Origin of the sequence: Microlunatus sp. GCM10028923, from assembly GCF_042666975.1 — a bacterium.
In the GTDB taxonomy this organism is placed as follows: Bacteria; Actinomycetota; Actinomycetes; order Propionibacteriales; family Propionibacteriaceae; genus Microlunatus.
This window is the reverse complement of sequence record NZ_JBHTFF010000019.1, coordinates 1-24,823: the sequence shown is the minus strand read 5'-3', so window position 1 is coordinate 24,823 and position 24,823 is coordinate 1. Positions and strand designations below refer to the sequence as shown.

24 protein-coding genes are annotated in these 24,823 nt (G+C 70.1%); 17 read left to right on the top strand and 7 right to left on the bottom strand.

Going from position 1 to position 24,823, the window contains the following annotated elements; translation table 11 throughout:
* Positions 1-82 precede the first annotated feature (82 nt).
* Positions 83-952: a helix-turn-helix domain-containing protein gene (locus ACFQU4_RS32965; protein ID WP_377500408.1), complete on the bottom strand. Its 870-nt coding sequence runs from the start codon at positions 950-952 to the stop codon at positions 83-85.
* Between the two features lie 42 nt (positions 953-994).
* Complete coding sequence (locus ACFQU4_RS32960) at positions 995-1,702, bottom strand: CPBP family intramembrane glutamic endopeptidase (RefSeq protein ID WP_377500406.1); 708 nt, start codon at positions 1,700-1,702, stop codon at positions 995-997.
* Between the two features lie 145 nt (positions 1,703-1,847).
* Here ACFQU4_RS32960 and ACFQU4_RS32955 point away from each other — a divergent pair, with 145 nt between their 5' ends.
* The 11 genes from ACFQU4_RS32955 (at position 1,848) to ACFQU4_RS32905 (ending at position 11,760) form a co-directional block, all read left to right on the top strand.
* Complete coding sequence (locus ACFQU4_RS32955) at positions 1,848-2,603, top strand: MerR family transcriptional regulator (protein WP_377500404.1); 756 nt, start codon at positions 1,848-1,850, stop codon at positions 2,601-2,603.
* A gap of 34 nt (positions 2,604-2,637) precedes the next feature.
* The gene (locus ACFQU4_RS32950; RefSeq protein ID WP_377500402.1) at positions 2,638-2,979 is read left to right on the top strand and encodes a hypothetical protein; all 342 of its coding nucleotides are present in this window, start codon (positions 2,638-2,640) and stop codon (positions 2,977-2,979) included.
* Between the two features lie 7 nt (positions 2,980-2,986).
* Positions 2,987-3,427 (top strand): MerR family transcriptional regulator, encoded by a 441-nt coding sequence (locus ACFQU4_RS32945; RefSeq protein WP_377500400.1) that lies wholly within the window; start codon positions 2,987-2,989, stop codon positions 3,425-3,427.
* Between the two features lie 9 nt (positions 3,428-3,436).
* Positions 3,437-3,775, top strand: coding sequence for a YnfA family protein (locus ACFQU4_RS32940; protein ID WP_377500398.1), 339 nt, complete (start codon positions 3,437-3,439; stop codon positions 3,773-3,775).
* 166 nt (positions 3,776-3,941) lie between these two features.
* Entirely contained in the window at positions 3,942-4,967 is a 1,026-nt protein-coding gene (locus ACFQU4_RS32935; protein ID WP_377500396.1) for a LacI family DNA-binding transcriptional regulator, read from the top strand.
* 98 nt (positions 4,968-5,065) lie between these two features.
* Entirely contained in the window at positions 5,066-6,007 is a 942-nt protein-coding gene (locus ACFQU4_RS32930; RefSeq protein ID WP_377500394.1) for a carbohydrate ABC transporter permease, read from the top strand.
* Positions 6,004-6,930, top strand: a complete 927-nt coding sequence (locus ACFQU4_RS32925; RefSeq protein WP_377500392.1) for a carbohydrate ABC transporter permease — start codon at positions 6,004-6,006, stop codon at positions 6,928-6,930. Before ACFQU4_RS32930 ends, ACFQU4_RS32925 begins: the two co-directional genes overlap by 4 nt.
* Positions 6,927-7,571, top strand: a complete 645-nt coding sequence (locus ACFQU4_RS32920) for a hypothetical protein (protein ID WP_377500390.1) — start codon at positions 6,927-6,929, stop codon at positions 7,569-7,571. Before ACFQU4_RS32925 ends, ACFQU4_RS32920 begins: the two co-directional genes overlap by 4 nt.
* Positions 7,568-8,920 (top strand): ABC transporter substrate-binding protein, encoded by a 1,353-nt coding sequence (locus ACFQU4_RS32915; protein ID WP_377500388.1) that lies wholly within the window; start codon positions 7,568-7,570, stop codon positions 8,918-8,920. Before ACFQU4_RS32920 ends, ACFQU4_RS32915 begins: the two co-directional genes overlap by 4 nt.
* Positions 8,917-10,275, top strand: coding sequence for a sulfatase-like hydrolase/transferase (locus ACFQU4_RS32910; RefSeq protein WP_377500386.1), 1,359 nt, complete (start codon positions 8,917-8,919; stop codon positions 10,273-10,275). The genes ACFQU4_RS32915 and ACFQU4_RS32910 overlap by 4 nt, the downstream gene beginning before the upstream one ends.
* A 12-nt stretch (positions 10,276-10,287) precedes the next feature.
* Positions 10,288-11,760: a sulfatase gene (locus ACFQU4_RS32905; protein ID WP_377500383.1), complete on the top strand. Its 1,473-nt coding sequence runs from the start codon at positions 10,288-10,290 to the stop codon at positions 11,758-11,760.
* Between the two features lie 6 nt (positions 11,761-11,766).
* On the opposite strand, the gene ACFQU4_RS32900 is transcribed toward ACFQU4_RS32905, so the two are convergent.
* From ACFQU4_RS32900 to ACFQU4_RS32885, 4 genes are read right to left on the bottom strand one after another with little or no spacing between them, the layout of a single operon-like run.
* Positions 11,767-12,267 carry a DUF1772 domain-containing protein gene (locus tag ACFQU4_RS32900; RefSeq protein WP_377500381.1) on the bottom strand — a complete coding sequence of 167 codons (501 nt, stop codon included), beginning with the start codon at positions 12,265-12,267 and terminating at the stop codon, positions 11,767-11,769.
* A gap of 60 nt (positions 12,268-12,327) precedes the next feature.
* Positions 12,328-13,506, bottom strand: coding sequence for a hypothetical protein (locus ACFQU4_RS32895; RefSeq protein ID WP_377500378.1), 1,179 nt, complete (start codon positions 13,504-13,506; stop codon positions 12,328-12,330).
* 43 nt (positions 13,507-13,549) lie between these two features.
* Complete coding sequence (locus ACFQU4_RS32890; protein ID WP_377500375.1) at positions 13,550-15,034, bottom strand: sulfatase-like hydrolase/transferase; 1,485 nt, start codon at positions 15,032-15,034, stop codon at positions 13,550-13,552.
* Entirely contained in the window at positions 15,031-16,338 is a 1,308-nt protein-coding gene (locus tag ACFQU4_RS32885; protein ID WP_377500373.1) for an ROK family protein, read from the bottom strand. The genes ACFQU4_RS32890 and ACFQU4_RS32885 overlap by 4 nt, the downstream gene beginning before the upstream one ends.
* 143 nt (positions 16,339-16,481) lie before the next feature.
* On the opposite strand from ACFQU4_RS32885, the gene ACFQU4_RS32880 reads away from it, so the two are divergent.
* Genes ACFQU4_RS32880 through ACFQU4_RS32860 form a run of 5 tightly spaced genes read left to right on the top strand, consistent with a single transcriptional unit; the run spans position 16,482 to position 22,988 of the window.
* The gene (locus ACFQU4_RS32880) at positions 16,482-17,972 is read left to right on the top strand and encodes an ABC transporter substrate-binding protein (protein WP_377500371.1); all 1,491 of its coding nucleotides are present in this window, start codon (positions 16,482-16,484) and stop codon (positions 17,970-17,972) included.
* Entirely contained in the window at positions 17,969-18,949 is a 981-nt protein-coding gene (locus tag ACFQU4_RS32875) for a carbohydrate ABC transporter permease (RefSeq protein ID WP_377500369.1), read from the top strand. The genes ACFQU4_RS32880 and ACFQU4_RS32875 overlap by 4 nt, the downstream gene beginning before the upstream one ends.
* Positions 18,946-19,809: a carbohydrate ABC transporter permease gene (locus ACFQU4_RS32870; RefSeq protein ID WP_377500367.1), complete on the top strand. Its 864-nt coding sequence runs from the start codon at positions 18,946-18,948 to the stop codon at positions 19,807-19,809. Before ACFQU4_RS32875 ends, ACFQU4_RS32870 begins: the two co-directional genes overlap by 4 nt.
* 31 nt (positions 19,810-19,840) lie before the next feature.
* Positions 19,841-21,484 (top strand): alpha-L-arabinofuranosidase C-terminal domain-containing protein, encoded by a 1,644-nt coding sequence (locus tag ACFQU4_RS32865; protein WP_377500365.1) that lies wholly within the window; start codon positions 19,841-19,843, stop codon positions 21,482-21,484.
* Between the two features lie 28 nt (positions 21,485-21,512).
* Entirely contained in the window at positions 21,513-22,988 is a 1,476-nt protein-coding gene (locus ACFQU4_RS32860; protein WP_377500363.1) for a sulfatase-like hydrolase/transferase, read from the top strand.
* Here ACFQU4_RS32860 and ACFQU4_RS32855 read toward each other — a convergent pair whose 3' ends face one another.
* Positions 22,989-23,639: a TetR/AcrR family transcriptional regulator gene (locus ACFQU4_RS32855; RefSeq protein ID WP_377500361.1), complete on the bottom strand. Its 651-nt coding sequence runs from the start codon at positions 23,637-23,639 to the stop codon at positions 22,989-22,991.
* 82 nt (positions 23,640-23,721) lie between these two features.
* Between ACFQU4_RS32855 and ACFQU4_RS32850 the strand changes: the two genes are divergently transcribed.
* Positions 23,722-24,636 (top strand): TIGR03560 family F420-dependent LLM class oxidoreductase, encoded by a 915-nt coding sequence (locus tag ACFQU4_RS32850; protein WP_377500359.1) that lies wholly within the window; start codon positions 23,722-23,724, stop codon positions 24,634-24,636.
* Positions 24,637-24,823: the final 187 nt, after the last annotated feature.

Below are 24,823 nucleotides of genomic sequence, written 5' to 3'. Positions count from 1 at the left end.
CTGGACTGCGTTGTCGTCGGTCGACGTAGAACACCGCTACGCCTCCCTCCTCCGCCTTGTCCAGCACGCACCTGGACGCCGCTCACCACCACCACCGTTTGACACCACCCTCCTTGGTGGTGATCCCCAGGCCGGCCGGAAGGCGGTCCCGGCCGGACAGGAACGGGCGGTAGGACGCCGCGTGATCATGGCCGCAGGCGCACCGGTCCACCTCGCCGCCGAGCAACTGCCGCGGTGTGAGCCCGGTCAGCCGGAGGCACTCCCGGCTCAGGTGTGCCTGATCGGCGTACCCGGCGTCGATCGCGAGCCCGGCCGCGCCGTCGGAGCTGCGCCGGCCGGACGCCCGGGTGCCGGCCTGAGCCAGCGCGAGGAAACCCTGGAACCGCAACGTCCGCTGCAGCACCTTCGGGCTCATCCCGACCGCCTGCAGGCAGCGGCGACGCAACTGGCTCGCGGAGAGCGCGAGGTGGCCGGCCAGCGCGTCGATGTTCACCGGCTGCCAGGGCATCAGCGCCCGTACCGCCGCGCCGACCAGCGGGTCGACCGGGGTGCGCCGGTACTGCGCGAGGAGCCGGGCCTGCACCACGCCGAGCGCCCGTTCCGGGGTCGCGGCCGCGGCCACCGCCTCCTCCAGTCGGTCGGCCTCGCCCCAGAGCTCGGCCAGCCGGATCCGCTGATCGACAAGGTCGTCGAGCACGCTCGGCAGGGGCGGCGCGGAGCCCGGGTGGAACCGGATCCCGACCAGCGTGGTCCGGGGCGGGATGAGCTCGATCGAGGGACCCGTCAGCGGCCCGGCCAGCATCGGCGGGCCGCCGACCGGGACGCGCAGTTCGACGCCGCCGGTGGGCAGGTGGCGCTGCAGGTACGCGGCCTCGCCGGTGCGCTGGATCCAGACGGTCCGCACCATCCCGGACAGTTCCGGGATCGGCGGACGCTCGACGTACGACTCCATATCGGGGTCATCCTCGCACCGCTCGTGCCCGGCGGGGCCGGTTCAGCCGGAGAGGCCGATCAGGGCATACACGACCACGGTGATCGAGTTGTTCACCGCGTGCACGATCACGCCGGGCCAGATCGAGCCGCTGCGGCGGCGGAGCTCGCCGGCGATCAGGCCGACGATCACGGCCGCCGGCAGGACGAAGTTGATGCCGTGCATCAGCGCGAAGATCACCGAGCTGCCGATCACGCCGATCCACGGCCCGTAGCGGAGCAGGGCGGTGGTGAGCACGCCGCGGAACAGGAGTTCTTCGCCGATCGGGGTGATCACGGCCAGGGACAGCATCATCAAGATCACGAACAGCGGTCCCGCGCTGGCCCCGGCCGCGTAGGTGTCCTGGGTGTCGGTGGCGAGCCCGAACGCGGAGACGAGCGCCGGCATGACGATGATCTTGACGAGCAGGGCGACCAGGCCGCCGGCCAGCCCGAGCAGCAGCCACTTCCCGCTGGTCTTCCGTACTCCGAAGGGGCCGAGTTCGCGGATCCGGATCGCGGCGGCGGCAGCGAAGCCGATCATGCCGGCGGTGCCGGAGAGCAGGGCCAGCAGGACGCCGCTCACGGCACCCTCGATGCCGAGCGGACGGAACAGCAGGATCGGGATCCCGTACCCGACGAGCGACATCACGGCCAGGCCGACGACGATCTCCGGCCAGCCCGGGCGCACCGCAGGCCGGGTCTCCGGCACCTGATGGGTGGTCTCGGTCATGATCATTTCCTTCCCGCACGGTTGATTCCAGGACAGTTCAGACCATGCCGTGGGGGCACAGTCAAACCCGCCGCGCGGCGAACTTGACCGTGCCCCTGGGGCATCCGATGAACTGGGGTCCGAAGGCGACGACAAGGAGCGGCACGTGGCGTGGAGCACCCGGCAGTTGGCGGAACTGGCCGGAACGACCTTGAAGGCGGTCCGGCACTACCACGAGGTCGGCCTGCTGGAGGAGCCCGAACGTGCCGCCAACGGCTACAAGCAGTACGGGGTCGCGCACCTGATCCGGCTGCTCCGGATCCGGCGGCTGACCGACCTCGGCCTGTCGCTGAACCAGATCTCGGCGATGGGCGAGGCCGACGAGCACCCGGAACAAGCGCTGCGGCTGCTCGACTCCGAACTGGCCGCGACGATCGAGCGGCTGCAACGGATCCGGGCCGAACTGGCGCTGATCCTGCGGCAGAGCCTGCCGACCGACCTGCCGCCGGAACTGGCCGACGTCTCCGCCGACCTGACCGAGGCCGATCGTGCCCTGACCGTCGTGTACGGGCGCGTCCTCGGCCCCGAGGGCATCGAGGCGATGCGGCGGATGCTGACCGGCTACCGGCGCACCGAGGTCGCGGTCGAGTTCGACGAGTTGCCGGCCGACGCCGACGAGGACACCCGCCGCGACATCGCCGACCGGCTCTTTCCGCACTACCTCGAGTTGATCATGGCGAATCCGGGCATCGCGACGATCCACGCGAACGCGCCCCGCGGGCCGTCCTACGTCATCCGGGCGGTCAACGATGCCATGGTCGAGGTGTTCAACCCGGCCCAGCTGGACGTCCTGCGTCTGGTCGGCGAACAGTTCCGCCAGCGCGCGGAGGAGATCGACCAGACGCCCGGCACGGAGAGTTGAATCCGATACCTGGGTACGGGTTTACCGTCGAGACATGACGATCACCGATGGCGACTGGGCCCCGGACTCCTGCACGCTGCCGACCGACGAGCAGCCGCTCCGGATCGCGGAGTTCGACGAACTCTTCGCGGAGTCGCTCCGGTCCGTGGAGCGGGTCGCAGCTTCGACGGCACGGATGATCCTGGACGAGGAGGCGGTCGGCCGCGCCCGTGACCTGGCCGCCCGGGAGGTGGAGTGCTGCTCCTTCTTCCGGTTCACGGTGGATCCGGCCGGTCCCGGCCGGATCGGGTTGCTGATCATGGTCCCGGAGGCCCGGACCGGCGTACTGGACGCCCTGCTGACCCGGGCCGTGGCGGCCGCCGAGCTGGTCGAGTGAGCCGGCCATGACCGGGTACCAGGGACTGCGGCCGGCGGAGGTCGCCAACGCGGCCGGGATCAACCCGCAGACGTTGCGATACTACGAACGACGAGGCCTGATTGAGGAGCCGGACCGAAGCCTCGGCGGGCACCGGCTCTACCCGGATGACGTGATCACGATCCTGCGCGTGATCAAGACGACGCAGCGCCTGGGCTTCAGCCTGGACGAGATCGCCGACCTGCTGAACCTGGCCGGGCACCGCCATCCGGCGGGGGACGGCGCCGGCTTCCGGCATCGTGCCGAGGCGAAGCTGAGTGACGTCGAGGCCCGGATCGCCGAACTGCAGGTGATCGCGGAGACCCTGCGCAACGCCCTCGCGGCCGGCTGCGACGACCTGCTCGAGTGCGTGGCGATCCCCGGCTGCCCGATCCCGTTCAGCGCAACGGCGGGTGCAGCCCGTCGCTAGAGTCCCACCATGATCATGCTTCGCTCGATCGGACTCTTCCTGCTGGCCGCGGTGGCGGAGATCGGCGGCGCCTGGCTGATCTGGCAGGGATTGCGTGAGCACAAGGGCTGGGTCTGGGTCGGCGCCGGAGTGATCGCCCTGGGCCTGTACGGCTTCGTCGCGACCCTGCAGCCAGACCCGCACTTCGGCCGCATCCTGGCCGCCTACGGCGGGATCTTCGTCGCCGGCTCACTGGCCTGGGCCATGATCGTCGACGGCTTCCGACCGGACCGCTGGGACGTGATCGGTGCCCTGATCTGCCTCGCCGGGGTGATCGTGATCATGTACGCGCCGCGCTCGACCCCCTGAGCGCGAACCGGGTCCACCAACCCTGGCCCGCTTTTGGTGTGGTTGTCGACATTCCGACGCTCGGCGGGCATTGTGAGGTGGGTTTGTCGACAACCACACGTTTGCTGAGGCCGAGTGGCGCGACGGTTATGCTTCGGGCCGCGCCAGGATTCGTTGGAGGTGAGCGATGCAGGGGACAGGGCGGTCCGGCGGGCGGCGGGTCCGGATGATCGATGTCGCGGACTCGCTCGGCGTCTCCCGGGCGACGGTGTCGCTGGTGATGCGGAACAGTCCACTGGTCTCGGCGACCACCCGGACGGCGGTGCTGGCGGAGGCCGAGCGGCTCGGGTACGTCTACAACCAGGCGGCGGCCAACCTGCGCACCCAGCGCAACGATCTGGTCGGGCTCGTCATGCCCGACGTGATCAACCCGTTCGTTGCCGAGGTGTCGCTCGGCGTGCAGGAGGTCCTCGGCGAGGTCGGGTTCTTCGTCATGATCGCCAACACGGTGGACCGGCTCGAGCTGCAGGAGCAGATCCTCCGGTCCCTGGTCGAGCACCGGGCGGCCGGCGTGGTGACGATCCCGGCGCTCACCTCCGGGCCCGAGCACTTCGCGGTGATCCGGCGCAGTGATCTGCCGACGGTGACCCTGCTCCGCGACATCGAGGGGGTCGGGTTGCCGTTCGTCGGCACCGACGAGGCGGCGATCGGCCGGCTCGGTGCGCGGCACCTGATCGAGGTGCACGGCAGTCGCCGGGTCGCCTATTTCGGTGGGGATCCGCTGGCGTCGCCGCGGGTCGGCCGGCTGCGCGCCTTCCGGCGTACCTCGAACCGGGCCGGGGTCGAGTGGGACGAGCCGTGGTCGGAGCCGGTCGAGGCGTCCGCGGATGCCGCCTACCGGCGGGCCGGGGAGTTGCTCGCGGCCGGGATCCGGCCACCCGACGGGGTGCTCTGCCACAGCGACAACGTCGCGTACGGCCTGGTCCGTGCCCTCGGTGATCATGGAAATCCGCCGGTCTCGATGCTCGGCATCGACGACCTGCACCAGTCGGCGATGTGGAACCCGTCGATCAGCAGCATCGCCACCGATCCGGTCGGCTTGGGCCGGGTCTGCGCCCGGGTACTGCTGGACGAGATGGGCCTGCCGGCGAAGGGGAGCCGGCGACCGCCGGCGCCGAAGCTGCACGCCCGGGTTTCCTGCGGCTGCGGCTGAATCTCATCATCCGAGAGTTCCCGGGGACACTTGACGCCTGCGTTTAGATCGATCTAAATTGACCGCCAGATCGATCGTCGAACGAGGAGGGGACGCGGATGTCTCCGGTGGCCGGCTCCGATGCCGCACGTCGATCACCGGTCCGGCGGGCGCGCTGGCAGCGTCGCGAGGACCGGGTCGGCTACGCGATGCTGGTGCCAAGCCTGCTGCCGTACGTCGCCTTCGCGCTGCTGCCGATCAGCTGGCTGCTGTGGTTCAGTTTTCAACGCTGGAACGGATTCTCGGCACCGCAGTTCACCGGGCTGGCCAACTATCAGCGGATGGCCGGCGACGAGCAGTGGTGGGACGCGGTGCTGAACACGCTGAAGTTCGGTTTCGGCCGGTTGATCATCGAGATCCCGCTGGCGCTGGTGCTGGCGTACATCTTCTTCCGCGGCGTCCGCGGCGGCACCTTCTACCGGACGATCTTCTTCCTGCCGCACGTGCTGTCCCCGGCGATCATCGGCATCATCTTCGTCTTCCTGCTCCGGGAGACCGGCGGTCCGGTGAACCAACTGCTCACCGGTTCCGGACTGGCCGCGGCGCCGGTCCGGTTCCTGGGCGAGGCCGGCAGTGCCCTCGGCAGCCTGATCGGGGTCGGGGTCTGGGCCCATCTCGGGATCAACCTGCTGCTCTTCTTCGCCGGCATGATGACGATCCCGAACGAGCTGCTGGAGAGCGCGGCGCTGGAGGGTGCCGGGCACTGGTCGACCCTGCGGCACATCGTGATGCCGATGCTGGCGCCGGTCACCCGGGTGGTCATCCTGATCTCGATCATCGGCACGATGCGCAGCTTCGACCTGGTCAAGACGCTCACCGACGGCGGTCCGGCCGGCAGCACCGAGGTGATGTTCACCTACCTCTACAGGTTCTTCTTCGAGCCGGAATCCGTGCCCCAGATCGGGTACGCGGCAGCGTTGGGGATCACCGCCAGCGTGGTCGTCGGCATCATCTCCGTGGCCTACCTGCGGCTGAGCCGGAGCGGGCGGAGCGCGGCATGACCGCTCCGGAGACCACCCGCCCCCTGACCGTGTCGCAGGGTGAGGGGCTTCGACAGGCTCAGCCGACGTCGCGGTCCCGGGTCAAGCCCGTCCGTCCGCTCTCGGTCCTGCTCCAGGTGATCTTGGTCGGTGCCGCGTTGATCATGATCTCGCCGTTGATCTTCGGCCTGCTCGCCTCGGTGTCGCCGCTCGACCAGATCCTCAGCCGGAACGGCGGCATCCTGCCGCGGGTCTGGGAATGGGGCAACTACGCGCAGGCCTGGACCGCCGCGAACTTCTCCCGCTACTTCCTGAACAGCCTGATCGTCACGGCGCTCGTGGTGGTCCTGGACACGCTGGCGTCGAGCATGACCGGCTACGTGCTGGCCCGCCGGCAGCTGCGCGGCCAACGGCTGCTCGAGGGGCTCTACGTCGGCACGCTCTTCGTCGGGCTGACCACGGCCACCCTCTATCCGCAGTACGTGATCGCCGAGGCCCTCGGGCTGGACAACCTGCTCGGCATCGCCCTGGTCCAGCTGGCCGGGATCATGCTGGTGCACATCTTCCTGATCAAGGCCTTCGTGATCGGTCTCGGCACCGAGATGGAGGACGCCGCCCGGGTCGACGGGTGCGGCCTGTTCGGCACCTACTGGCGGGTCACCTTCCCGATGATGCGGCCGATCCTCGCCACCACGGTGATCCTGGGCTTCCAGGCGTCCTGGAACAACTACCAGGTGCCGCTCGTCTTCTCGCTCGCCGCACCCGACCTGCGCACCCTCGTCGTCGGGGTCAGCGCGCTCCAGTACGACGCCTCGGAGGGCATGACGCCGTACAACACGGTGCTGGCCGGGGCGAACCTGGCGCTGGTGCCGATCGTGGTGATCTTCGTGCTGCTGCAGCGCCACTTCGTCCGCGGCTGGACCGAGGGGTCGGTGAAGGGATGACGGGTCCTACGACTGGGATCTTCGCGCCGGACGGCGCCCTGCTCCGCGCCTGGTCCCGCTGGTGGCACTGGGCCTGGACCAGTTGCTGCTGGGTGCTGTTCAGTCTGCCGGTGATCACGCTGCCCGCGGCCACCCTGTGGCTGATCACCCAACAGCGCCGGTACGCGCGCGGCGAGGCGACGCTCGGCCCGGCCGAGACCGTACGCCACCTGGCCCGGCACCTGTTGCCGGCGCTGCCGTTGGCCGGCTGCCATCTCGGCGTGGCGGCGCTGGTGATCATCGGGCTGTTCGGCCCGTCGCCCGGCGGCCCGTACGGCTGGGTCGTCCTGATCACCAGCAGCCTGGCCGGGGTGACCTGGCTGCTGCTCGCGCCCTGGACGTTCGTGATCTTCGAACGGACCGGCCGCACCGTCGCGTCGATCCGGGACGCCTATCGGCTCGCGCTGACCAGGATCGACCTGGCCGTGACCGTCGCGACGGCCGCCGTGATCGCCGGGGCCGCCGCCGTCCTGCTGTTCACCCGGGTGCCCTACCTGGGCCCGCTGCTGGCGCTCGCCGTCCCGGCCGCCGTCGCCAGCCTTTCGATCATGCTCCACGACCGCGCGAGCGCACTCGCATCCCGAGATGAGGTTCACCGATGACTGCATCGTCCTTCACCCGCCGCGGCTTCCTCGGCGGCGTCGCCGCGACCGGCCTCGCCGCTGCCGGCTGCGGCGGTCCGTCGAACGGTCCGGCCGGCGGCCCCGCCACCGTCGTCGTCTGGGACCGGGCCGGCGCCCATGCCAAGGCCCGGCAGGAGTTCTTCCGGGCCTGGAACGGAAAGGAAGGCGCCGAGCTCGGCATCACCGTCCAGTACGAACCGCAGGCGACCGACAAGTACGAGGAGATCGTCCGGGTCGGCTTCCAGACCAAGCGGGCCCCCGACCTGTTCCACAGCCCGTCCTCCCAGCTGGGCGCGTTCGTCGCCGCCGGCTGGGTGCTGCCGCTGCCCGACCTGGTCGAGCAGGCGGTGCTCGATGCGGCGGCCCCGTACCACCAGAAGAACAGCGAACTGGTCTGGGGCGGCGTGCCGTACGCGGTGCCCACTACAGCGTTCACCAACCGGATGGTGATCAACACCGATCTGTTCGAGCAGGCCGGGCTGGATCCCGCGGCGCCGCCGAAGACGTTCACGGAGGTACGCGAAGCGGCGGCCAAGATCACCAAGGCCGGCGGAGGTGACGCGTTCGGCATGATCATCCCGATCAAGGCCACCGGCTTCCGGCAGTGGAGCGTCGACATCCCGCTGATGGCGGGCGACGAGGCGCTGGCCCAGTTCGGGTTGTTCGACGCTGCGGCGCAGAAGTACGTGTCGGAGAAGTACGCGCCGATCATCGAGCTCTACCGGGCCATGATCACCGACAAGACGGCCTACCCGGGCGCGGCGACACTGACCGGCGACGTCGCCGCGAACGCCTTCGGCAAGGGCGAGGCCGGGATGTACCTCACCAGCAGCGCGATCGTCTCTTCGTTGGCCGACCTGGGCAGCAAGGTCTCCGCGGTGGCCGCGCCGCTGCCGGTGCCGGACGGCCAACAGCTGGTCCGGTCGCCGATGAACGCCGGCTACCCGTACGCGATCTCGTCGACCAGCAAGAACCCGGAGCAGGCCGCGAAGGTGTTCCAGGCGATGGTCGGCGACGGCATCCAGGAGGCCCTGGCCGCCAAGGCCGCGCCACCGATCAACGACGCGGTGTGGGACTCCGCCGCGATCAAGGACAACGCGTTCCTGCAGCAGTTCCGGCCGGCCGACCTTGATCGCCAGTGGCCCAAGACGCCGGGCGGACTGCTCCAGGTCGACGGCGAGAAGGTCGACCAGACGATCGAGAAGCTGCTGCTCGACCCGGCCGCCGACCTCGGGCCGGCCCTGGCCTCGATGCAGCAGCGGATGCAGGCCGCCTACGACGCCGCGGTGGAGAGCGGCGAGGTCGACCCGCAGGAGTTCCAGGCGTGACCCGGCCCAACGTCGTCCTGGTGCTGGCCGACCAGTGGCGCGGGCAGGACCAGGGCTGGCTGGACGACGACCGTGGCCGGGCCTCCGCGGTCCGGACCCCGCACCTGGACCGGCTGGCCGCGACCGGCGCGGCGATCGCCGGCGGCCGCTCCAACGCGCCCATCTGCGGGCCGAGCCGGGCCAGTCTGGTCACCGGCTCGCTGCCGCACCGGCACGGCGTCGTGGCCAACGACCTGCCGCTGCCGCCGGACCTGCCGACGCTCGGCACGGAGCTCGCCGCGGCCGGCTACCGGACCGGCTGGATCGGCAAGTGGCACCTGGCCGGGTTGCCGCGGGACAAGTGGGTGCCGCCGGCCGCGCGACCCGGGATCGACCACTGGGTCGGCGTCGACTGCTCCCATGATCACGTGGACGGGCACTATTACACCGGGCCGGACACCAAGATCGACTTCTCCGGGTACGAACCGGAGGTGCACACCGACCTGGCGCTGGACTTCCTGTCCCGGCAGGGAACCGAGCCGTTCTTCCTCGCGGTGTCGTACAACCCGCCGCACGACCCGTACGACTCGGTCCCGGACCGGCTCCGCAGCTACGACCCCGCCGCCGCGACCGTGCCGCCGAACACCCCGGACACCGCCGGGCAGCGGGACACGCTGAGCCTGTACTGGAGCGCGATCACCGCGGTGGACGCCGAACTGGGCCGGATCGTCGTGGAACTGGACCGGCTCGGGCTGCGCCGGAACACGATCATCGTGGTCAGCTCCGATCACGGCGACCTGCTCGGCGCCCACGGCCTGCGGGCCAAGCAGAGCCCTTACGCCGAAGCGACCCGGGTGCCGCTGGTGATCAACGGCCCCGGCATCCCCGCGTCAAGGCCGGACGGCTTGTTCGGCCTGACCGACCTGGCGCCGACGCTGCTGGGGCTGGCCGGGCTGCCACCGGTGGGCGCCGACGGGCAGGACCTCAGTGATCGACTTCGCGCCGGGACGCGGCTCCGCGACGAGGTGATCATCGGCAACTGGGTCAGCTGCGACAACGGGTTCGACCAGGGGATCGGGGAGTGGCGCGGCGTGATCACCGACGACCTGACCTATGCCCGCACCGTGGACGGCCGGCCCTGGCTGCTGTACGACGACCGGGCCGATCCCTGGCAGCGGGACAACCTGGCCGAGGATCCGGCGGCCGCCAGCCGGGTGGCGAACGCGGACGCCCGGCTCGGCACGCTGCTGGCCGCCGCCGAAGATCATTTCCTGCCGGCGGACCGGCTGCTCGACCGGGTCGGCATGGTCGAGGCCTGGAACGCCCGCGAGACAGCCCTGCGGGGAGACCGGGCCCGGCTGCTGCCGGCCCGGTGAGGAAGGAGACCCATGTCGGACCGGCCGAACGTGCTGTTCGTGATGACCGACCAGCAGCGTTTCGACACGATCGCGTCACTCGGCAACGCCGACATCGCGACGCCCAACCTTGATCGACTCGCCGCCCGCGGCGCGACCTTCGACAACGCCTACTCGACCTGTCCGGTCTGCGTTCCGGCGCGGTACACCCTGCGCAGCGGCAGCGAACCGACCCGGACCGGGATCTACGACAACACGGTGCCGGCCGGCGCGCACGACGCGATCCGGGACAGCTGCGGGCCCTACCTGGCGGAGACCATGGCGGGGCTCGGCTACCGCACCTGGGGCGTCGGCAAGTTCCACACCACGCCGTGGGACGCGTCGATCGGCTATCAGGTGCAGCGGCACAGCGAGGAGCTGTACGAGACGCCGGATCAGCGGGCCGGCGACGCCTACGCGGCCTGGATCGCCGCCGAGCACCCCGAGTACGACTGGCTCGAGGCGCTGATGGGGGAGCGGACCGACATGTACTACATGCCGCAGCTGAGCCCGTTGCCGGCCGACTGCACCGTCGAGGCCTGGGCGACCCGGGAGGCGATCGGGCTCCTTGATTCCGACGACGGCCGGCCCTGGTTCGGCTTCGTGTCCTACATCGGGCCGCACCCGCCGTTCGCGCCGCCGCTGCCGTACAACCGGCGCTACGACCCGGACCGGATGCCGGACCCGGTGCTCGGCGATCTTGCGGTCGACCATCTTGATCAACATCTGCCGTGGATGAACCACCTGGTCTACGCCGAGGACGTCGACCCGCACCGGGCCCGGGCGCTGCGGGCCCGCTACTACGGCGAGATCAGCTACATCGACGCCTGCATCGGTGACCTGCTGGACGCCGTCGAACGCCGGCCGGACGCCGACGACACCGTGATCTGCTTCTTCGCCGACCACGGCGATCTGCTCGGTGATCATCACGGCTGGCAGAAGGAGAGCTTCTTCGAGGCAGCGACCCGGGTGCCGTTCCTGATCTCCTGGCCGAGCCGGATCGCGGCCGGTGATCATTGCTCGGAACTGGCCTGCCTGACCGACCTGTTCGGGCTGGCGACCTCGGCGGCCGGGGCCCCGGAACTCCGCCAGGGCAGCGATCTGCTCGGCCTGCTCGACGGTACGGCAGCGCCGCGGGACAACCTGTTCGGCTACCACGGCCGGCCCGGCAGCCGGCGGTTCAAGGCGATGGTCCGGACCGGCGACCTGAAGTTGATCTGGCTCGCCAACGGCGGGCACCGGCTGCTCTTCGACCTCGCCGCCGACCCGGACGAGATCAAGCCGGTGCAGGCCGAGCGGGCCGGCGAGGCGGACCGGCTGACCGGCCTGTTGATCGACCGGCTGCGCGAGGAGGGGATCGCCGACGCGTTCGACGGCGACGGTCTGCGGACGTTCCCGTACCAGGAATGGCCGTTGACCCGGATCCACCAGTTCGACCGGTCCCGCGGCGTCATCGGCTTCGGCTGAGGGTGCTCAGCCCGCGAGCACCAGCCCGATGATCACCAGGGCCGCGGCGACGGCGGCGGTGACCGAACGGACCGTGTTGGCCGGCACCCACTCGCGCAGGTAGTGCCGCCACACGCCGCCCGCCTCCGGGTCGTCCGGGTCGGCGGCGGCCAGCGTGTTGTTGCGGGGCACGTTGTAGGCGATCGTCAGCACCGGATTGCCGATCAGGTAGAGCAACCCGGCGATCAGGAACCACCAGCCGTCCCCCTGGCCGAGGCCGATCACGCCGAAGATGATCATGACGATGCAGAGCACAGCGGTGCCGAACAGGGCGATCATCAGCGGCGGCCGGACCGCGGCGACGTTGACCGACTGCATCGCCCGCACCGCCGCCGGGGCCGGCAGGGCCGCGATGCCCCAGATGGCGAAGGTGGAGAAGGCGAAGAAGGCGCCGGAGACGATGCCGCAGCCGATCACGGTCAGCACCGCGACGACGATGATCGGCAGGCTGGGACCGAGCTGGACCATGGGATCCTCCGGGAACGGGGCGGGGCTTCGGTTGCACCGTACCGCCCGGAGCGCCCCGGATCAGCCGCAGCGGTGGAAGTTGTCGATCCAGGCGTAGCCGCGGCCGGTGCTGCCGTCCGCCCAGGGCCGTACGGTCTCCGGGGCGAAGACGCTGTTGAGCAGCCACGGCGCCTTGTCCGGTCCCCAGTTCTCGGCCATCTCCGGGCCCTGCTTGTAGCCGTAGGTGCCGAGGGCGAACCGGCCGGTCTCGCGGAAGATCGCCAGCTGGTTGCAGACGTAGTTCTTCCGGGTCTCGTACCACGGGCTGGAGGCGAGGAAGTCGTTCCAGACCTCCTGCGGGAAGGGATCCTCGATCGCGAGCCCGATCACCTGCCAGACCTTCAGGCCGGCCGGGAAACCGTGCCGCTGCAGGAAATCCGCCGGGGCTTCGTCGGCCAGGTGCGCCTTCCAGTGGTGCACCAGCGAGAACTCGGTGGCCAGGAACCGCTGATCGGGCCGGAGCCGAGCCAGCACGTAGTCGACGAACGGCCGGGAGTCCTCGATCCGGGGAATGTGCGGGTGGATGTCCACGCCGAGCAGGTCCGGCTGGCTGGCCGCGAACCGTACCCAGCGGTCGGTGGTCGGCGTCTGCTGCTCGGGCTTCTGCAGGTTGTTCAGCGCGCCGTAGTAGAGCTGGGTCGGGCAGTCCGTCCCGCAGCGGTCCCGGCGGTACGTGATCACCTGCCGCGCGATCTCCTCGTAGAACTCGTTCAGCGTCTCGTTGCGGTCCTCGGGCCGGCTCTCGATGAACGGCTCGTTGCCGATGATCATGATGTCGACCCGGCCCATCATCGTGTCGAGCAGCTTCGCCACCCGCGCCTTCTCGGTCGCCATCTCCGGGCTTCCGGGACGGGGGAAGGCCCGGTCACCGAACGGGAACTTCAAGGACAGCACGGTTCCGTAGCCGCGATCCCGGGCCGCCAGCAGGTTGCGGATCCCGGGGTCGTCGGCCGGCGGCCGTTCGTCGGCCCACGGCATCGCATAGAAGCCGCGCACCCACTGGGTCCGGCCGAGCTCCAGCTCGTCGAAGTTCAGCAGGGCCAGCCGTTCGTTGAAGTTGGCGCCGAGGGCTCCCTGCGGATCGCGGGCGGCGGCCCGGTGATCATCCGGCCCGGCAGCGGCCGCCGGGCCGGAGCCCAGGGTCGAGGCCAAGGCCAGCGCGACGGCGGTGAGGATCGTCAGGGTTCGTGGGGTGGGCATGAAGATGGCTCCTTCGCTCGCTTCACGATCATGAACGGTCTCGCTACGGCGACGTCTCCATCCGGCTCGCCGACGGGTTCTCCCGTACGTCGTCGCCGATCGGATACATCGAGGTCATCCAGTGGTGGAAGTTGTCGCCCCGGTCCCGGAGCAGCCGGTAGAGCTGCGCGGTGAGCTCGTCCCGGGTGCCGGCGAGGGCGGGGTCGTCGTAGGCGTTGCGCAGTTCGTCCGGATCGGCGTCGAGATCGTACAGCTCGTTGACGGAGTCCGGATTGATCACCAGTTTGTACCGGTCGGTGCGCAGCATCCGTTGCGGATAAGGGAAATGGTGGCCGTGGAACTCGCAGACGAGGTGACCGTCCCAGGCCGGGGACTCGCCGCGGGCCAGCGGCAGCAGGCTCCGCGAGTCGACCGCCGGCGCCGGGTCGACCCCGGCCAGTTCGAGGATCGTCGCGGTGCAGTCGGTCAGGCTGACGAACTCGTCGCGGACCTGGCCGGCCGGGCCGCCCGGAATCCTGATCAGCCCCGGCGTCCGGTAGATGTCCTCGTACATCGCCGGGCCCTTGTCGTGCAGCCGGTGCGCACCGGTGAACTCACCATGATCAGCGGTGAAGAACACAGCGGTCTGCTGATCGAGCCCGAGCCGGTCCAGCGCGTCGAGCACCAGGCCGAGCTGCTCGTCGATCATGGTCACGTAGCCCCAGTAGGCGGCGATCAGCTTCCGGCTGTCCGCGGCCGTCATGGTGTCGAAGGCCCAGTGCGCGCTGTAGTTGCGCTGCACCGGCGGCTTCCCCTCGAACGTCTCCGCCGCCGAAGCCGGCAGCTCGACGTCGTCCGGGTCGTAGAGATCGAAGTAGTGGTCCGGCAGCACGTACGGCAGGTGCGGGCCGAAGAAGTTCAGGGCCAGGTAGAACGGCCGGCCGGCGTCGGCGCGATCGGCCGCGTAGCGTTCCAGCAGCTCGATCGCGCGGGTGGTCAGGTACGCCTCGAAGGTGGCCTCGACCGGCTGCTGCAGCCGCGCGGCGAGCAGATTGCCGGGCCGCCCGTTCGGCATCGTGCCGCGCATCTCGTCGGTGATCTTGTGTTCGGGGAGCCCGCGCTCGGCCAGGTAGTCCAGGTAGTCGGGATGATCGACCGGGTTGTGCCAGCCCGGCAGGTCGGGCCCGTCGAAGCCGAAGTCGGCCGCCGTCCGGTGCGTCCCGGTGTGCCACTTGCCGATCAGGCCGCAGTTGTAGCCGCGCTCGCGGAGGGCCGCGGAGAAGCTGAAGCTGTCCGGCGGCAGGTCCTCCAGATAGCCGACGTTGCGTTCGGCGTTGGCCAGCAGCCGGTGCCGGAACGGCGCCTGGCCGGTGAGCAGGCTGGCCCGGGCCGGGGTACAGATGGCGGTCGGGGTGTACCAGCGGTCGAACCGGGTGCCACTCGCCGCGAGTCGATCAAGGTTCGGCGTGGCGACGGTGGCGTTGCCGTAACAGCCGAGGGTGTCCACCCGGTGCTGGTCGGTCATCAGGAAGAGCACGTTGGAGGTCACGAGAGCCTGTCCTGAGCTTGTCGAAGGGCGGTCCGGTCCTCTGCTGGTCGTTGATCATCGTCGGGTGGCGTGCCGGGGACGGGGTAGTTGGCCAGCAGTGGCGAGGTGTGCAGCAACGCGGCGACCGCACCCAGCGCGCCGTCCTCGTCGCCGAGCGACGCGGCCCGCAGCCGCAGCTCGGAGCCGGCCATCGACTGCAGTTCCCAGTTGATCATGATCTGGGCCTGCGCCAGCAGCTGCGGCGCGTGCTGGACGATCTCGCCGCCGACGACGATCTCGGCCGGGTTGAGGGTGACCGCCATCGTGCCGAGCACCCGGCCCAGCGCGTCGCCGGCGTCCCGGAGCACCCGGTCCACCAGGGGATCGGCCCGCTCGACGGCGGTCCGGAGTTCGCTCAGCGACGTGACCCGGGCACCCTGCTCCTGGCACCGGGCCAGGATCGCGGGCACGGAGGCGATGGTCTCCAGGCAGCCGCGCTTGCCGCAGCGGCAGTCCGGCCCGTCCAGCCGCACCGAGACGTGGCCCAGCTCGCCGGCGAAGCCCTCCGCGCCGGTGACCAGCCGGCCGCCGATCACCAGCCCGCCGCCGATCCCGTCGGACAGCCGTACGTAGACCAGGTGATCGGTCTCGGCACCGCCCCAGATCGCCTCGGCCAGTCCGGCCAGCCGGGTGTTGTTGTCGATCATGATCGGCACCGGGTAGTGATCACGCAGCCGGTTCCGGACGAACTCGCTCGGCGTGGTCTCCGGATGATCATCCGAGTCGAAGGCCGGCATCCGGGGCGAGAACGGACCCGGGAAACCGACCCCGATCCCGGTCAGCCCGGCGAGCTCGACGTCGTCGCGCCGCCCGAGCTCCTGCAGCAGTTCGAGCACTTCGGCCACCCGGGTCGGCCAGTCCGAATCGCTCGGGTAGCGCCGGATCTCCGAGGCCACCATCCGGTGCGCCGCATCGACGACCACGACGTGCACCCGGCGGTGACCGAAGTCGATCCCGACGAGTTGTCCCGCCCGCGGGTTGAGCGCCAGCCGGCTCGCCGGACGGCCGCGCCGACCCGAGCCCGTTCCGTGCCCTGAGCCTGTCGAAGGGCCTTGGGCTTCGACAGGCTCAGCCCGCGAGGTCTGGTACGGAACGATCACGGCCCGGTTCAGCAGGTCGTTGGTGATGTCGGACATGGTCGTGCGCGAGATCCCCACCCGCTGCGCGAGTTCCGCGCGGCTCAACGGACCGAGGTCGCGCAGCGCGGCGATCACCCGTTCCTCGTGATCGCGGCGCATCGGATGGCCGCTGTCGTGGTTGCGCACGCGCCCACTGTAAGGCCTCTCTCCATTTCCGACAATCACGTGATCTTAATTCGATAGAGCTTATGTAAAGGTCATTGACAGATACCGTCGGGCGGTCCTACCGTCGAGGGAATTCGGCGTCGGTACGAACAAGGGGGTCCCCGATGAGCCAGGTCACGGACAGCATGCCGAGGCTCAGCCGGCGGCGGCTGCTCGGCGCCGCAGCAGGCCTGGCCGGAGCGGCGGTGGGCGGCTCGGTGCTCGCCGGCTGCACCGGCAGCGGCGAACCGGCCCAGTCCCCGGCACCCGGCGGCGGCGCCAGCACCGGTGCCGTCCAGTGGTGGGACCACTACCGGCCGCTCACCTCGCTGTTCACCAAGGAACTCTTCGAGCCGTACCAGCAGGCGCATGCCGGGGTGACGGTCGCGCGCCGCGAGATGGACGCGCCGGCGCTCGGGCAGGCGCTCCAGCTGGCCCGGCGGAGCAAGCAGTCGCCCGACGTCCATTCGCTGGCCGGACTGGACGGCAGCCCGGCCGCCCTGGTCGGGGCCGGGTGGTTCCAGCCGATCGGCGACTTCGTCGACCTGGCAGGATCACCGATCGCCGACCAGCTGCTGGACGGCATCCACCGCTTCGACGGCAAGATCTATTCGTTCCCGGTGTTCAGCGGACGCTGGCACGACGGCTCGCCGTGGCTGAACACGGCCCAGCTGGCCGAGGCCGACGTCGATCCGGAGCAGTCGCCGGCGAGCTGGGACGACTACCGCGCCGCGCTGCGGAAGCTCAAGGAGGGACTCTCCGACAAGACGCACCCGCTGGTCCTGCCGGGGAAGGAGGCGGGCTATCTGGGCGGTCAGATCGAGCGCTTCGCGATGTCCGCCGGGTCGCCCGGGGCGATCGACCCCCGCACCGGCGAGTACGGCTACGCCAGCCAGCCGTTCCTGGACGCCTTCGAGTTCCTGCTGTCGCTGCAGCGGGACGGGCTGATCCATCCGGCGTCGCCGTCGATGAGCCCGCGGGACGCCCGGTCCCGGTGGGCCGCGGGCGAGGCCTCGGTCTTCGCCTGGGGTCCCTGGTACATCGGCGGCCTCAAAGTGCAGGAGCCCGAAGCGGTGGAACGGGGCATCGGCGTCTGGCGGATCCCGACCCCGGACGGGAACCCGCCGGTGATCTACAGCGCCCCGCCCGGAGGCACGTTCTGGGTCTCGGCCCAGGCCAAGCTGCCCAAGCTCGCCGCCGAGGTGATGTTCTCGCTACTCGACGAGGAATTCCTGAAGAAGCTGGCCGGCGCGATGGACCAGCCGCCGATCCTTGATCAACTGGTCGCCGAGGCGGACGTCCATCCGGCCTACCGCGCCAACATCGCCAACATGACCGAGGACGTACGGTTCGCGCCCCAGCCGCAGGTCCGCAACGTCGACGTGGCCAAGGCCCTGGTGGAGCTGCGACCGGTCGAACCCGACCTCGGCGCGATCGCCCAGGCCGTCCTGACCGGAGCGACCAAGGACTACGCCGGCGCGCTGAAGACGCTGCAAGACTCGATGACGAAGGAACGCGAGCGGGCCGTCAAGGCGGCCGCCGGCAAGGGGGCCCAGGTCAGCCTCGAGGACTGGGTGTTCGCCGACTGGCAGCCCGGAGAGGACTACCGCCCGTGACCGTGGGGACGACCACCACCCCCAGGACGGCCGAGGCCGGGACCGGCCGGCCGGTGGTGGGCGGCGGTCCGCGGCGGCAGACCTGGTGGGGCCGGCTGCGGCAGAGCTGGTGGATCTACCTGTTCCTGCTGCCCACCGCGCTCGGCTACGGCGCGTACACGGTCTATCCGCTGGTGGCGAGCTGGTGGTACGCCTTCCTGGACTGGCCCGGCTTCGCCCTGCGCGGCACCTTCATCGGCCTCGGCAACTTCGAACGGCTGCTGGCCGACGACCTGTTCTGGAGCGCCTTCCGGAATTCGCTGGTGTTCATGATCATCGGCGTGCCGCTGCGGGTCGGCGGGGCGCTGCTGCTGGCCCTGGTGCTGAACAGCCGGCGGACCCCGTTCCGCGGCTTCTTCCGGACGTTGATCTTCCTTCCCGTGGTGACCACCGGCGCGATCATCGGCGTCGTGTTCACGCTGATCCTGGACGCCGGCGGCCCGGTGAACCTGGCCCTGGTCCGGATGGCGCTGCTGGAATCCCCGGTGAACTTCGCCGCCAACTCGGAGACCTCGTTGATCACCGTGGTCGTGGTCTGGGTCTGGAAGTGGCTCGGGATCACCATGATCTACTGGCTCGCCGCGCTGCAGACCATCCCGCCGGAACTGGGTGAGGCGGCCCGGGTCGACCGGGCCGGGCCGGTGCGCGAGTTCTGGCACATCACGCTGCCGCTGCTGCGGCCGTTCCTGGTGATCATCACCTTGATCGACATCATCGGAGCCTTGAACGTGTTCGACCTGGTCACCACGCTGACCGGCGGCGGTCCGGCGTACTCCTCGGAGGTGATCGAGCTGTTCATCTACCGTACGGCCTACGAGGCGACCGTGCCGCAGCTCGGGTACGCCTCCGCGGCGGCGGTCCTGTTCGGCCTGCTCACCGTGATCCTGGCCGTCGCCCAGGCCGCCGGGATCCGGGCCGTCCGGCGGAGGCAGCCATGAGCCGGTCGAAGGGGCTGAGCCGGTCGAAGGGTCGGCGGCTGCCGAAGGGCAAGGTGCTGATCGGCGCCGGACTGATGATCTTCTGCGCGATCTGGGTCTACCCGTTCGTCTGGCTGGTCTCGGCGTCGCTGAAGCAGCAGCCGGAGATCTTCGGCAAGGGGCTCTCGCTGCTGCCGGACCAGCCGGTCTGGGAGAACTACGCCCGCGCCTGGTCGGTGGTCGGCTTCGCCGACTACATGCTCAACACAGTGATCATCACCGTTGGCACGGTGCTGCTGATCGTGATCAGGAGCGCGCTCGCCGGCTACGTGCTGGGCCGCTGCGACTTCCCGGGGAAGAAGGCGTTGATCGCGATCTTCCTGATCACCTTCTTCCTGCCGGAGGGTTACACGATCATCCCGGTCACCCAACTGACCGACCAGCTCGGCCTGCTGAACACCCACCTCGGGGTGATCTTCGGGCTCGGCGCCGGCGGCCACGTCGCGGCGACGCTGCTCTACGCCGGCTACTTCCGCAGCCTGCCGAAGGAGCTCGAGGAATGCGCCCGGATCGACGGTGCCGGCCCGTTGACGATCTTCTTCCGGGTGTTCCTGCCGCTGGCCTGGCCGGTCACCGCGACGGTGATCATCCTGCAGTTCCTGAGCGCCTGGAACGCGTACCTGCTGCCGCTGGTGTTCACCCTGAGCCAGCCCGACCTGCGCACGCTCGCGGTCGGCATGACCGCCTTCGTCGGCGAGTACGGTACGGACTATCCCGGTCTCGCCGCCGGCGCGGTGATCTCCCTCACCCCGGTGATCGCCGTGTTCGTCGCCCTGCAACGGCAGTTCGTCGAGAGCGTCGCCGGCGCCGTCAAGCAATGATCCCGAACCGAAACCCATCCATCCAGGAGTCATGATCAACACCGCGACCATCGACACGGCGTCCATCGACATCGGGACCCGGCCACTGGACCGGCCGATCGACCAGCTGATCTACGGGCACTTCCTCGAGCAGGCCTTCTACGGCAACATCGACGGCGGCGTCTTCGACGAGGGCTCGGAGTTGTCGATCAAGGAACCGGGGCCGCTGCAGGGCTGCCGGACCGACGTACTGGAGGCGTGCCGAGAACTCGGCGTGCCGGTCCTGCGCTGGCCCGGCGGCAACTTCACCTCGGCCTACTGGTGGCGCGACGGCGTCGGCCCGCGGGACGACCGGCCGCGCCGGCTCGAGCTGGCCTGGGGTTCGGAGGAGTCCAACCGGTTCGGCACACCGGAGTTCCTGGCCTGGTCCGCCGCGGTCGGTGCCGAGCCGTACCTGGCCCACTCCTGCCGCAGCGTCGACGACGCGGTGCGCTGGGTCGAGTACACCAACCACGGCGGCGACACGGAACTGACCAGGCTGCGCGCGGCGGACGGCCACCCGGATCCGTACCAGGTGCGGTTCTGGGGACTCGGCAACGAGGTTTACGGCCGGTGGCAGATGGGTCACCGCAGTCCGCAGCGCTATGTCGAGGACGCGGTTGAGCACGCCCGGTTCATGCGGGCCGTCGACCCGGACCTCAGCTTCATCGCCGTCGGGCAGGAGCGGGACTCCTGGCTCGAGCCGGTGGTGGCCGGCCTCGGTCAGCTGGCCGACTACTTCTCGCTGCACCTGTACGGCGCCAGCCGGCACCTGATCGATCCCAGCCCGGACGAGTTCGCGGCCGTCGTCGGCCAGTCCTTGTTCTTCGAGCAGGCGATCGTCGAGTTCTCCCAGCACGTGCACGGGCTCGCGGCCCGGCACCGGATCGAGCGGCCGCTGGCGATCTCCATGGACGAGTGGAACATGCGGCACGTCGAACCGCGCGACTGGCCGGAACCGCAGCCCGGCGACGACGGCGGCATCGCGCCGCGTGACCTGCCGGAGCAGACCGAGGATCTCCCGACCCGGGTGAACCGGCACAGCCCGCGCACGCTGGCCGACGCGATCTTCTACGCCGGCGTGTTCCACGCGATGCACCGCGCCGCGCAGCTGCCGGTCCCGGTGACGATGGCCAACACGGTGAACTTGATCAACGCGAACGGGTTGATCAACGTCCGGCCGAACGGGTCCGTCCGGACCGCCACCTATCACGTGTGGGACCTCTACCAGAACCACTTCGGCGGCCGGCCGACCCGCAGCCAGGCCCGGTGCGCCGCGACCTGGACCGACACCCGGCTCACCGACGCCCACCGCCGGCCGGACGGACGGTTCTGGACCCTGCCGCGCGCGGTGCCCGACCTGGACGTGTCGTCCGCGCTGACGGACGACGGCAGGCTGACCGTCGCGGTGATCAACCGCTCGGCGGACACGGACGTCACCGCGCAGCTGTCCGTCGACGGGCTGATCTCCGCGGTCCCCGGCACGGCGGACCTGAGGACCATCGGCGCCGCCGGGCCCGAGCTGTTCGCGATCAACACCATCGACGACCCGGGCCGGGTGGTGCTGACCCCGCCGCGCCGGATCACGCTGGAGGAAGGCCGGATCAACCTGCCGGCGCACTCGATCAGCCTGCTCACCCTGGCCGTGCGCGCGTAAGGTCCGGCCGAAGGGAGGCGATCAGCGGATGGCGACTGTCGAACGACCCAACGTCATGATCATCATGACCGACCAGCAGCGGGCCGGGTTCACCGCCGGCACCGGCTTCGGTCTGGACACGATGCCGTTCTGCGACGAGCTGGCGGCATCGGGCACGACCTTCACGGGCGCGTATACGTCGATGCCGGCGTGTGTTCCGGCGCGGACCAGTCTGCTGTCGGGGCGGTATCCGTCGGCGCACCGGGTCCGGCAGAACTCCAACAATCGCAGGGAGTTCCGGGGCGAGGACTTGCTCGACGTGTTCCGTGCGGCGGGCTATCGGACGGCGTTCGCCGGGAAGCCGCACGTGTATCGGGGCCGGGAGGACTACGACCACTGGGCCGGGCCGTACGGGCACACGGCGGCACCCGATCGAACCGATCAGGAGCGGGCGTTCACGGAGTGGTTGGTGTCGATTGATCATGGTCCGGCGTTGGAGGCGACGCCGTTCCCGGTGGAGGTGCAGTATCCGGTTCGGATCGTCGACGACGCCCTGGCTCAGGTCGCCGCCGACGATGATCGGCCGTTGCTGAGTTGGGTGTCGTTTCCGGAGCCGCACAATCCGTATCAGGTGCCAGAGCCGTACTTCTCGTTGTTCGATCCGGACCAGGTGCCGGATCGGGCGGCGGGGCCGGAGGCGGCCCTGGCGAAGGGCGGGCCGTATCGCTGGTTGCGTGAACTGGTGGAGGAGAAGCGACCCGGCTACGACGACCTCTGGCGACGGTATCGGGCGTCCTATTGCGGCATGTTGCGGTTGATCGATGATCAGGTACGGCGGCTGGTGACGTCGGTGGAGGAACGTGCTCCGGGGCGGACGATCTATCTGTTCGTGGCTGATCATGGCGATTTCGTGGGGGAGTACGGGCTGCAGCGCAAGGGTGCCGGGCTGCCGGAGGCGCTGATGCGGATCCCGTTCTTCATCGCGGGTCCCGGGGTCCGGTCGGGGGTGGATGATGATCATCTGGTGAGCCTGGTGGATGTGTTCCCGACGTTGGCCGAGGCGATCGGGGCCGAGATCCCGGCCGGCGTGCAGGGGCGCAGCTTCTGGCCGCTGCTGACCGGAGCCGAGGACCCGGGTGAGGCGTTCGCCAGCGTCTACGCCGAGGGCGGCTACGGCGGCCGGTTCTATCCGGCGGACGCCCGGCCCGAGCTGCACTTCGACTACGCCGGTACGACCTACGACGGCTTGAACTCCGTCACCCAGAGCGGCACCTCGGCCATGCTGCGGCGGGGGAGCTGGAAGGTGATCTTCCACTCCGACGGCCGTGGTGAGCTGTATCGGCTGGACGTCGATCCGGCCGAGTTGAACGATCTCTGGGACGATCCGGAGTGTGCGGTGCGGCGGGCGGAGTTGATCACCGAGCTGCTCCGCTGGCGGCTCGAGGTCGCCGACGACCTGCCCACCGGCGTCTACCGCCCGCTCCGCTCACCCCACAACTGGTTGCGGGCGGCCGACCCGGCCTGATCAAGCCTTCGCCGCGGTCCGGGCGCCGTACGAGCCGAGGCCGTGCTCCAGCAGCTCGAACGACCGGGCCCCGTGGTCACGTACCTCGTCGGCGACCCGCCGCAGGGACGCTCCGCCCAGCACGCGCTCGCGTACGTAACCGACCAGGCTGCGGTGCACCCCGACCACGGCGTGGGCGACCACCGCGGCGGTGAACGGGTCGTCGCCGCCGTCCTCCTCGTTGAGCAGGGCCGCCAGATCCTCGGTGTAGCGGGCGAACGCGCGCTGCTCCCGGTCCAGCAGCGCGGGGCTCTCACTGATCACCCGCAGGGTGGTCTCCAGCTGCGCCCGGGCCGCGGTCCTGTTGCCGTCCGGCGGGGCCAGCAGACCCTTGCTCTGCAAGAGGAAATCGCGGGCCGCGGCGAGCGGCGTGGTGTCGACCGCCCGGTCCCGTACCGCCGCGATCAGTCGATCACCGAAGGACTCCAACGGCGCGTAGAACAGATCCTCCTTGGTCCGGAAGTAGTTGAACAGCGTCGCCTCGGACACCTCCGCCGCGCGGGCGATCTCGGCGACCGGGATCTGGTCGAAGCCGCGGTCGCCGGCCAGCCGCCAGGCGGTCTCGATCAACCGGGCCCGGGTCTGTTCCTTCTTCTGCTCACGAAGTCCCACGGGAGAAATCTAACACCAAGATTGGCGCTGCACCAATTTTAGGGTTACTCTAGAAATAACGAAGAGCGAAGGAGTGAGGACGATGACCGGGATCAAGATCAGCATCAGCCTGACCAACCAGACCTGGCCGGACGGACCGACCGGCCTGCGGGACAACCTGATCAAGGTCGCCGAGGCGGCCGACCGGGCGGGGATCGACACCCTCTGGGTCCCGGATCACCTGCTCCAGGCCGACCCGACCGTCTCGGCGGATGCGACCGACATGCTGGAGGCGTACACGACGCTCGGCTTCCTGGCCGCGCGGACCGAACGGGTCCGGCTCGGCGCCATGGTCACCGGTGTCACGTTCCGGCCGCCGGCGTTGTTGATCAAGGCCGTGACCAGCCTCGACGTGCTGACCGGCGGGCGTGCCTGGCTCGGCATCGGCGCCGGCTACCACGGCGAGGAGGCCGACCGGATGGGCCTGCCGCTGGGACCGGTCGCCGAGCGGTTCGAGCGACTGGAGGAGACCCTCGAGCTCGCCCTGCAGCTGTGGCGGGATGATCAAGCTCCGTTCGAGGGCCGGCACTACCGGCTGACCGCGCCGGTCGGTCATCCCCTTCCGCTGCGCCGCCCCCACCCGCCGATCCTGATCGGCGGCGACGGGGAGAAGAAGACGCTGCGCCTGGTGGCGAAGTACGCGGACGCCTGCAACCTGTTCGACCTCCCCGACGGCGGCACCCGGCTGCGCCACAAGCTCGCCGTCCTGGCCCGGCACTGCGCGGACCTCGGTCGTCCGTACCAGGAGATCACGAAGACCCTGGCCATGCGCCTCGGCCCGACCGAGACCAGCGCGGAGTTCGTCCAGCGGGTCCGCGCCCAGGCACCCCTCGGCATCGACCACGTCGGCCTGGTGATGTCCCAGGCCTGGACCCCGGAGGCGATCCAGGTGCTGGCCGCCGCGGTACCGGAGCTGGCCGAGGTCGAGCCGAACCGCGAACCCCCCAACCCCGCCTGACCCCACCCGGCTTCCGCCCCCGCCCCCCCAACACCCCCGCTGACTGGGCACAAAAGCAGGCGTTTCCGCGGCGTGTCGCTGCACTTGTGCCCGGTCGGTCGGCGGGTGGAATTCCGGGTGCGGGGTGCGGGGTGCGGGGTGCGGGGTGCGGGGTGCGGGGTGCGGGGTGCGGGGTGCGGGGTGCGGG

Bases quoted from the DNA above. Each gene is read 5' to 3' on its own strand.
- ACFQU4_RS32915 (WP_377500388.1), top strand. From the start codon at position 7,568: ATGACTGCATCGTCCTTCACCCGCCGCGGCTTCCTCGGCGGCGTCGCC.
- ACFQU4_RS32905 (WP_377500383.1), top strand. From the start codon at position 10,288: ATGTCGGACCGGCCGAACGTGCTGTTCGTGATGACCGACCAGCAGCGT.
- ACFQU4_RS32940 (WP_377500398.1), top strand. From the start codon at position 3,437: ATGATCATGCTTCGCTCGATCGGACTCTTCCTGCTGGCCGCGGTGGCG.
- ACFQU4_RS32930 (WP_377500394.1), top strand. From the start codon at position 5,066: ATGTCTCCGGTGGCCGGCTCCGATGCCGCACGTCGATCACCGGTCCGG.
- ACFQU4_RS32895 (WP_377500378.1), bottom strand. From the start codon at position 13,506: ATGCCCACCCCACGAACCCTGACGATCCTCACCGCCGTCGCGCTGGCC.
- ACFQU4_RS32900 (WP_377500381.1), bottom strand. From the start codon at position 12,267: ATGGTCCAGCTCGGTCCCAGCCTGCCGATCATCGTCGTCGCGGTGCTG.
- ACFQU4_RS32865 (WP_377500365.1), top strand. From the start codon at position 19,841: ATGATCAACACCGCGACCATCGACACGGCGTCCATCGACATCGGGACC.
- ACFQU4_RS32965 (WP_377500408.1), bottom strand. From the start codon at position 952: ATGGAGTCGTACGTCGAGCGTCCGCCGATCCCGGAACTGTCCGGGATG.
- ACFQU4_RS32870 (WP_377500367.1), top strand. From the start codon at position 18,946: ATGAGCCGGTCGAAGGGGCTGAGCCGGTCGAAGGGTCGGCGGCTGCCG.
- ACFQU4_RS32880 (WP_377500371.1), top strand. From the start codon at position 16,482: ATGAGCCAGGTCACGGACAGCATGCCGAGGCTCAGCCGGCGGCGGCTG.
- ACFQU4_RS32950 (WP_377500402.1), top strand. From the start codon at position 2,638: ATGACGATCACCGATGGCGACTGGGCCCCGGACTCCTGCACGCTGCCG.
- ACFQU4_RS32935 (WP_377500396.1), top strand. From the start codon at position 3,942: ATGCAGGGGACAGGGCGGTCCGGCGGGCGGCGGGTCCGGATGATCGAT.
- ACFQU4_RS32850 (WP_377500359.1), top strand. From the start codon at position 23,722: ATGACCGGGATCAAGATCAGCATCAGCCTGACCAACCAGACCTGGCCG.
- ACFQU4_RS32960 (WP_377500406.1), bottom strand. From the start codon at position 1,702: ATGACCGAGACCACCCATCAGGTGCCGGAGACCCGGCCTGCGGTGCGC.
- ACFQU4_RS32925 (WP_377500392.1), top strand. From the start codon at position 6,004: ATGACCGCTCCGGAGACCACCCGCCCCCTGACCGTGTCGCAGGGTGAG.
- ACFQU4_RS32920 (WP_377500390.1), top strand. From the start codon at position 6,927: ATGACGGGTCCTACGACTGGGATCTTCGCGCCGGACGGCGCCCTGCTC.
- ACFQU4_RS32860 (WP_377500363.1), top strand. From the start codon at position 21,513: ATGGCGACTGTCGAACGACCCAACGTCATGATCATCATGACCGACCAG.
- ACFQU4_RS32945 (WP_377500400.1), top strand. From the start codon at position 2,987: ATGACCGGGTACCAGGGACTGCGGCCGGCGGAGGTCGCCAACGCGGCC.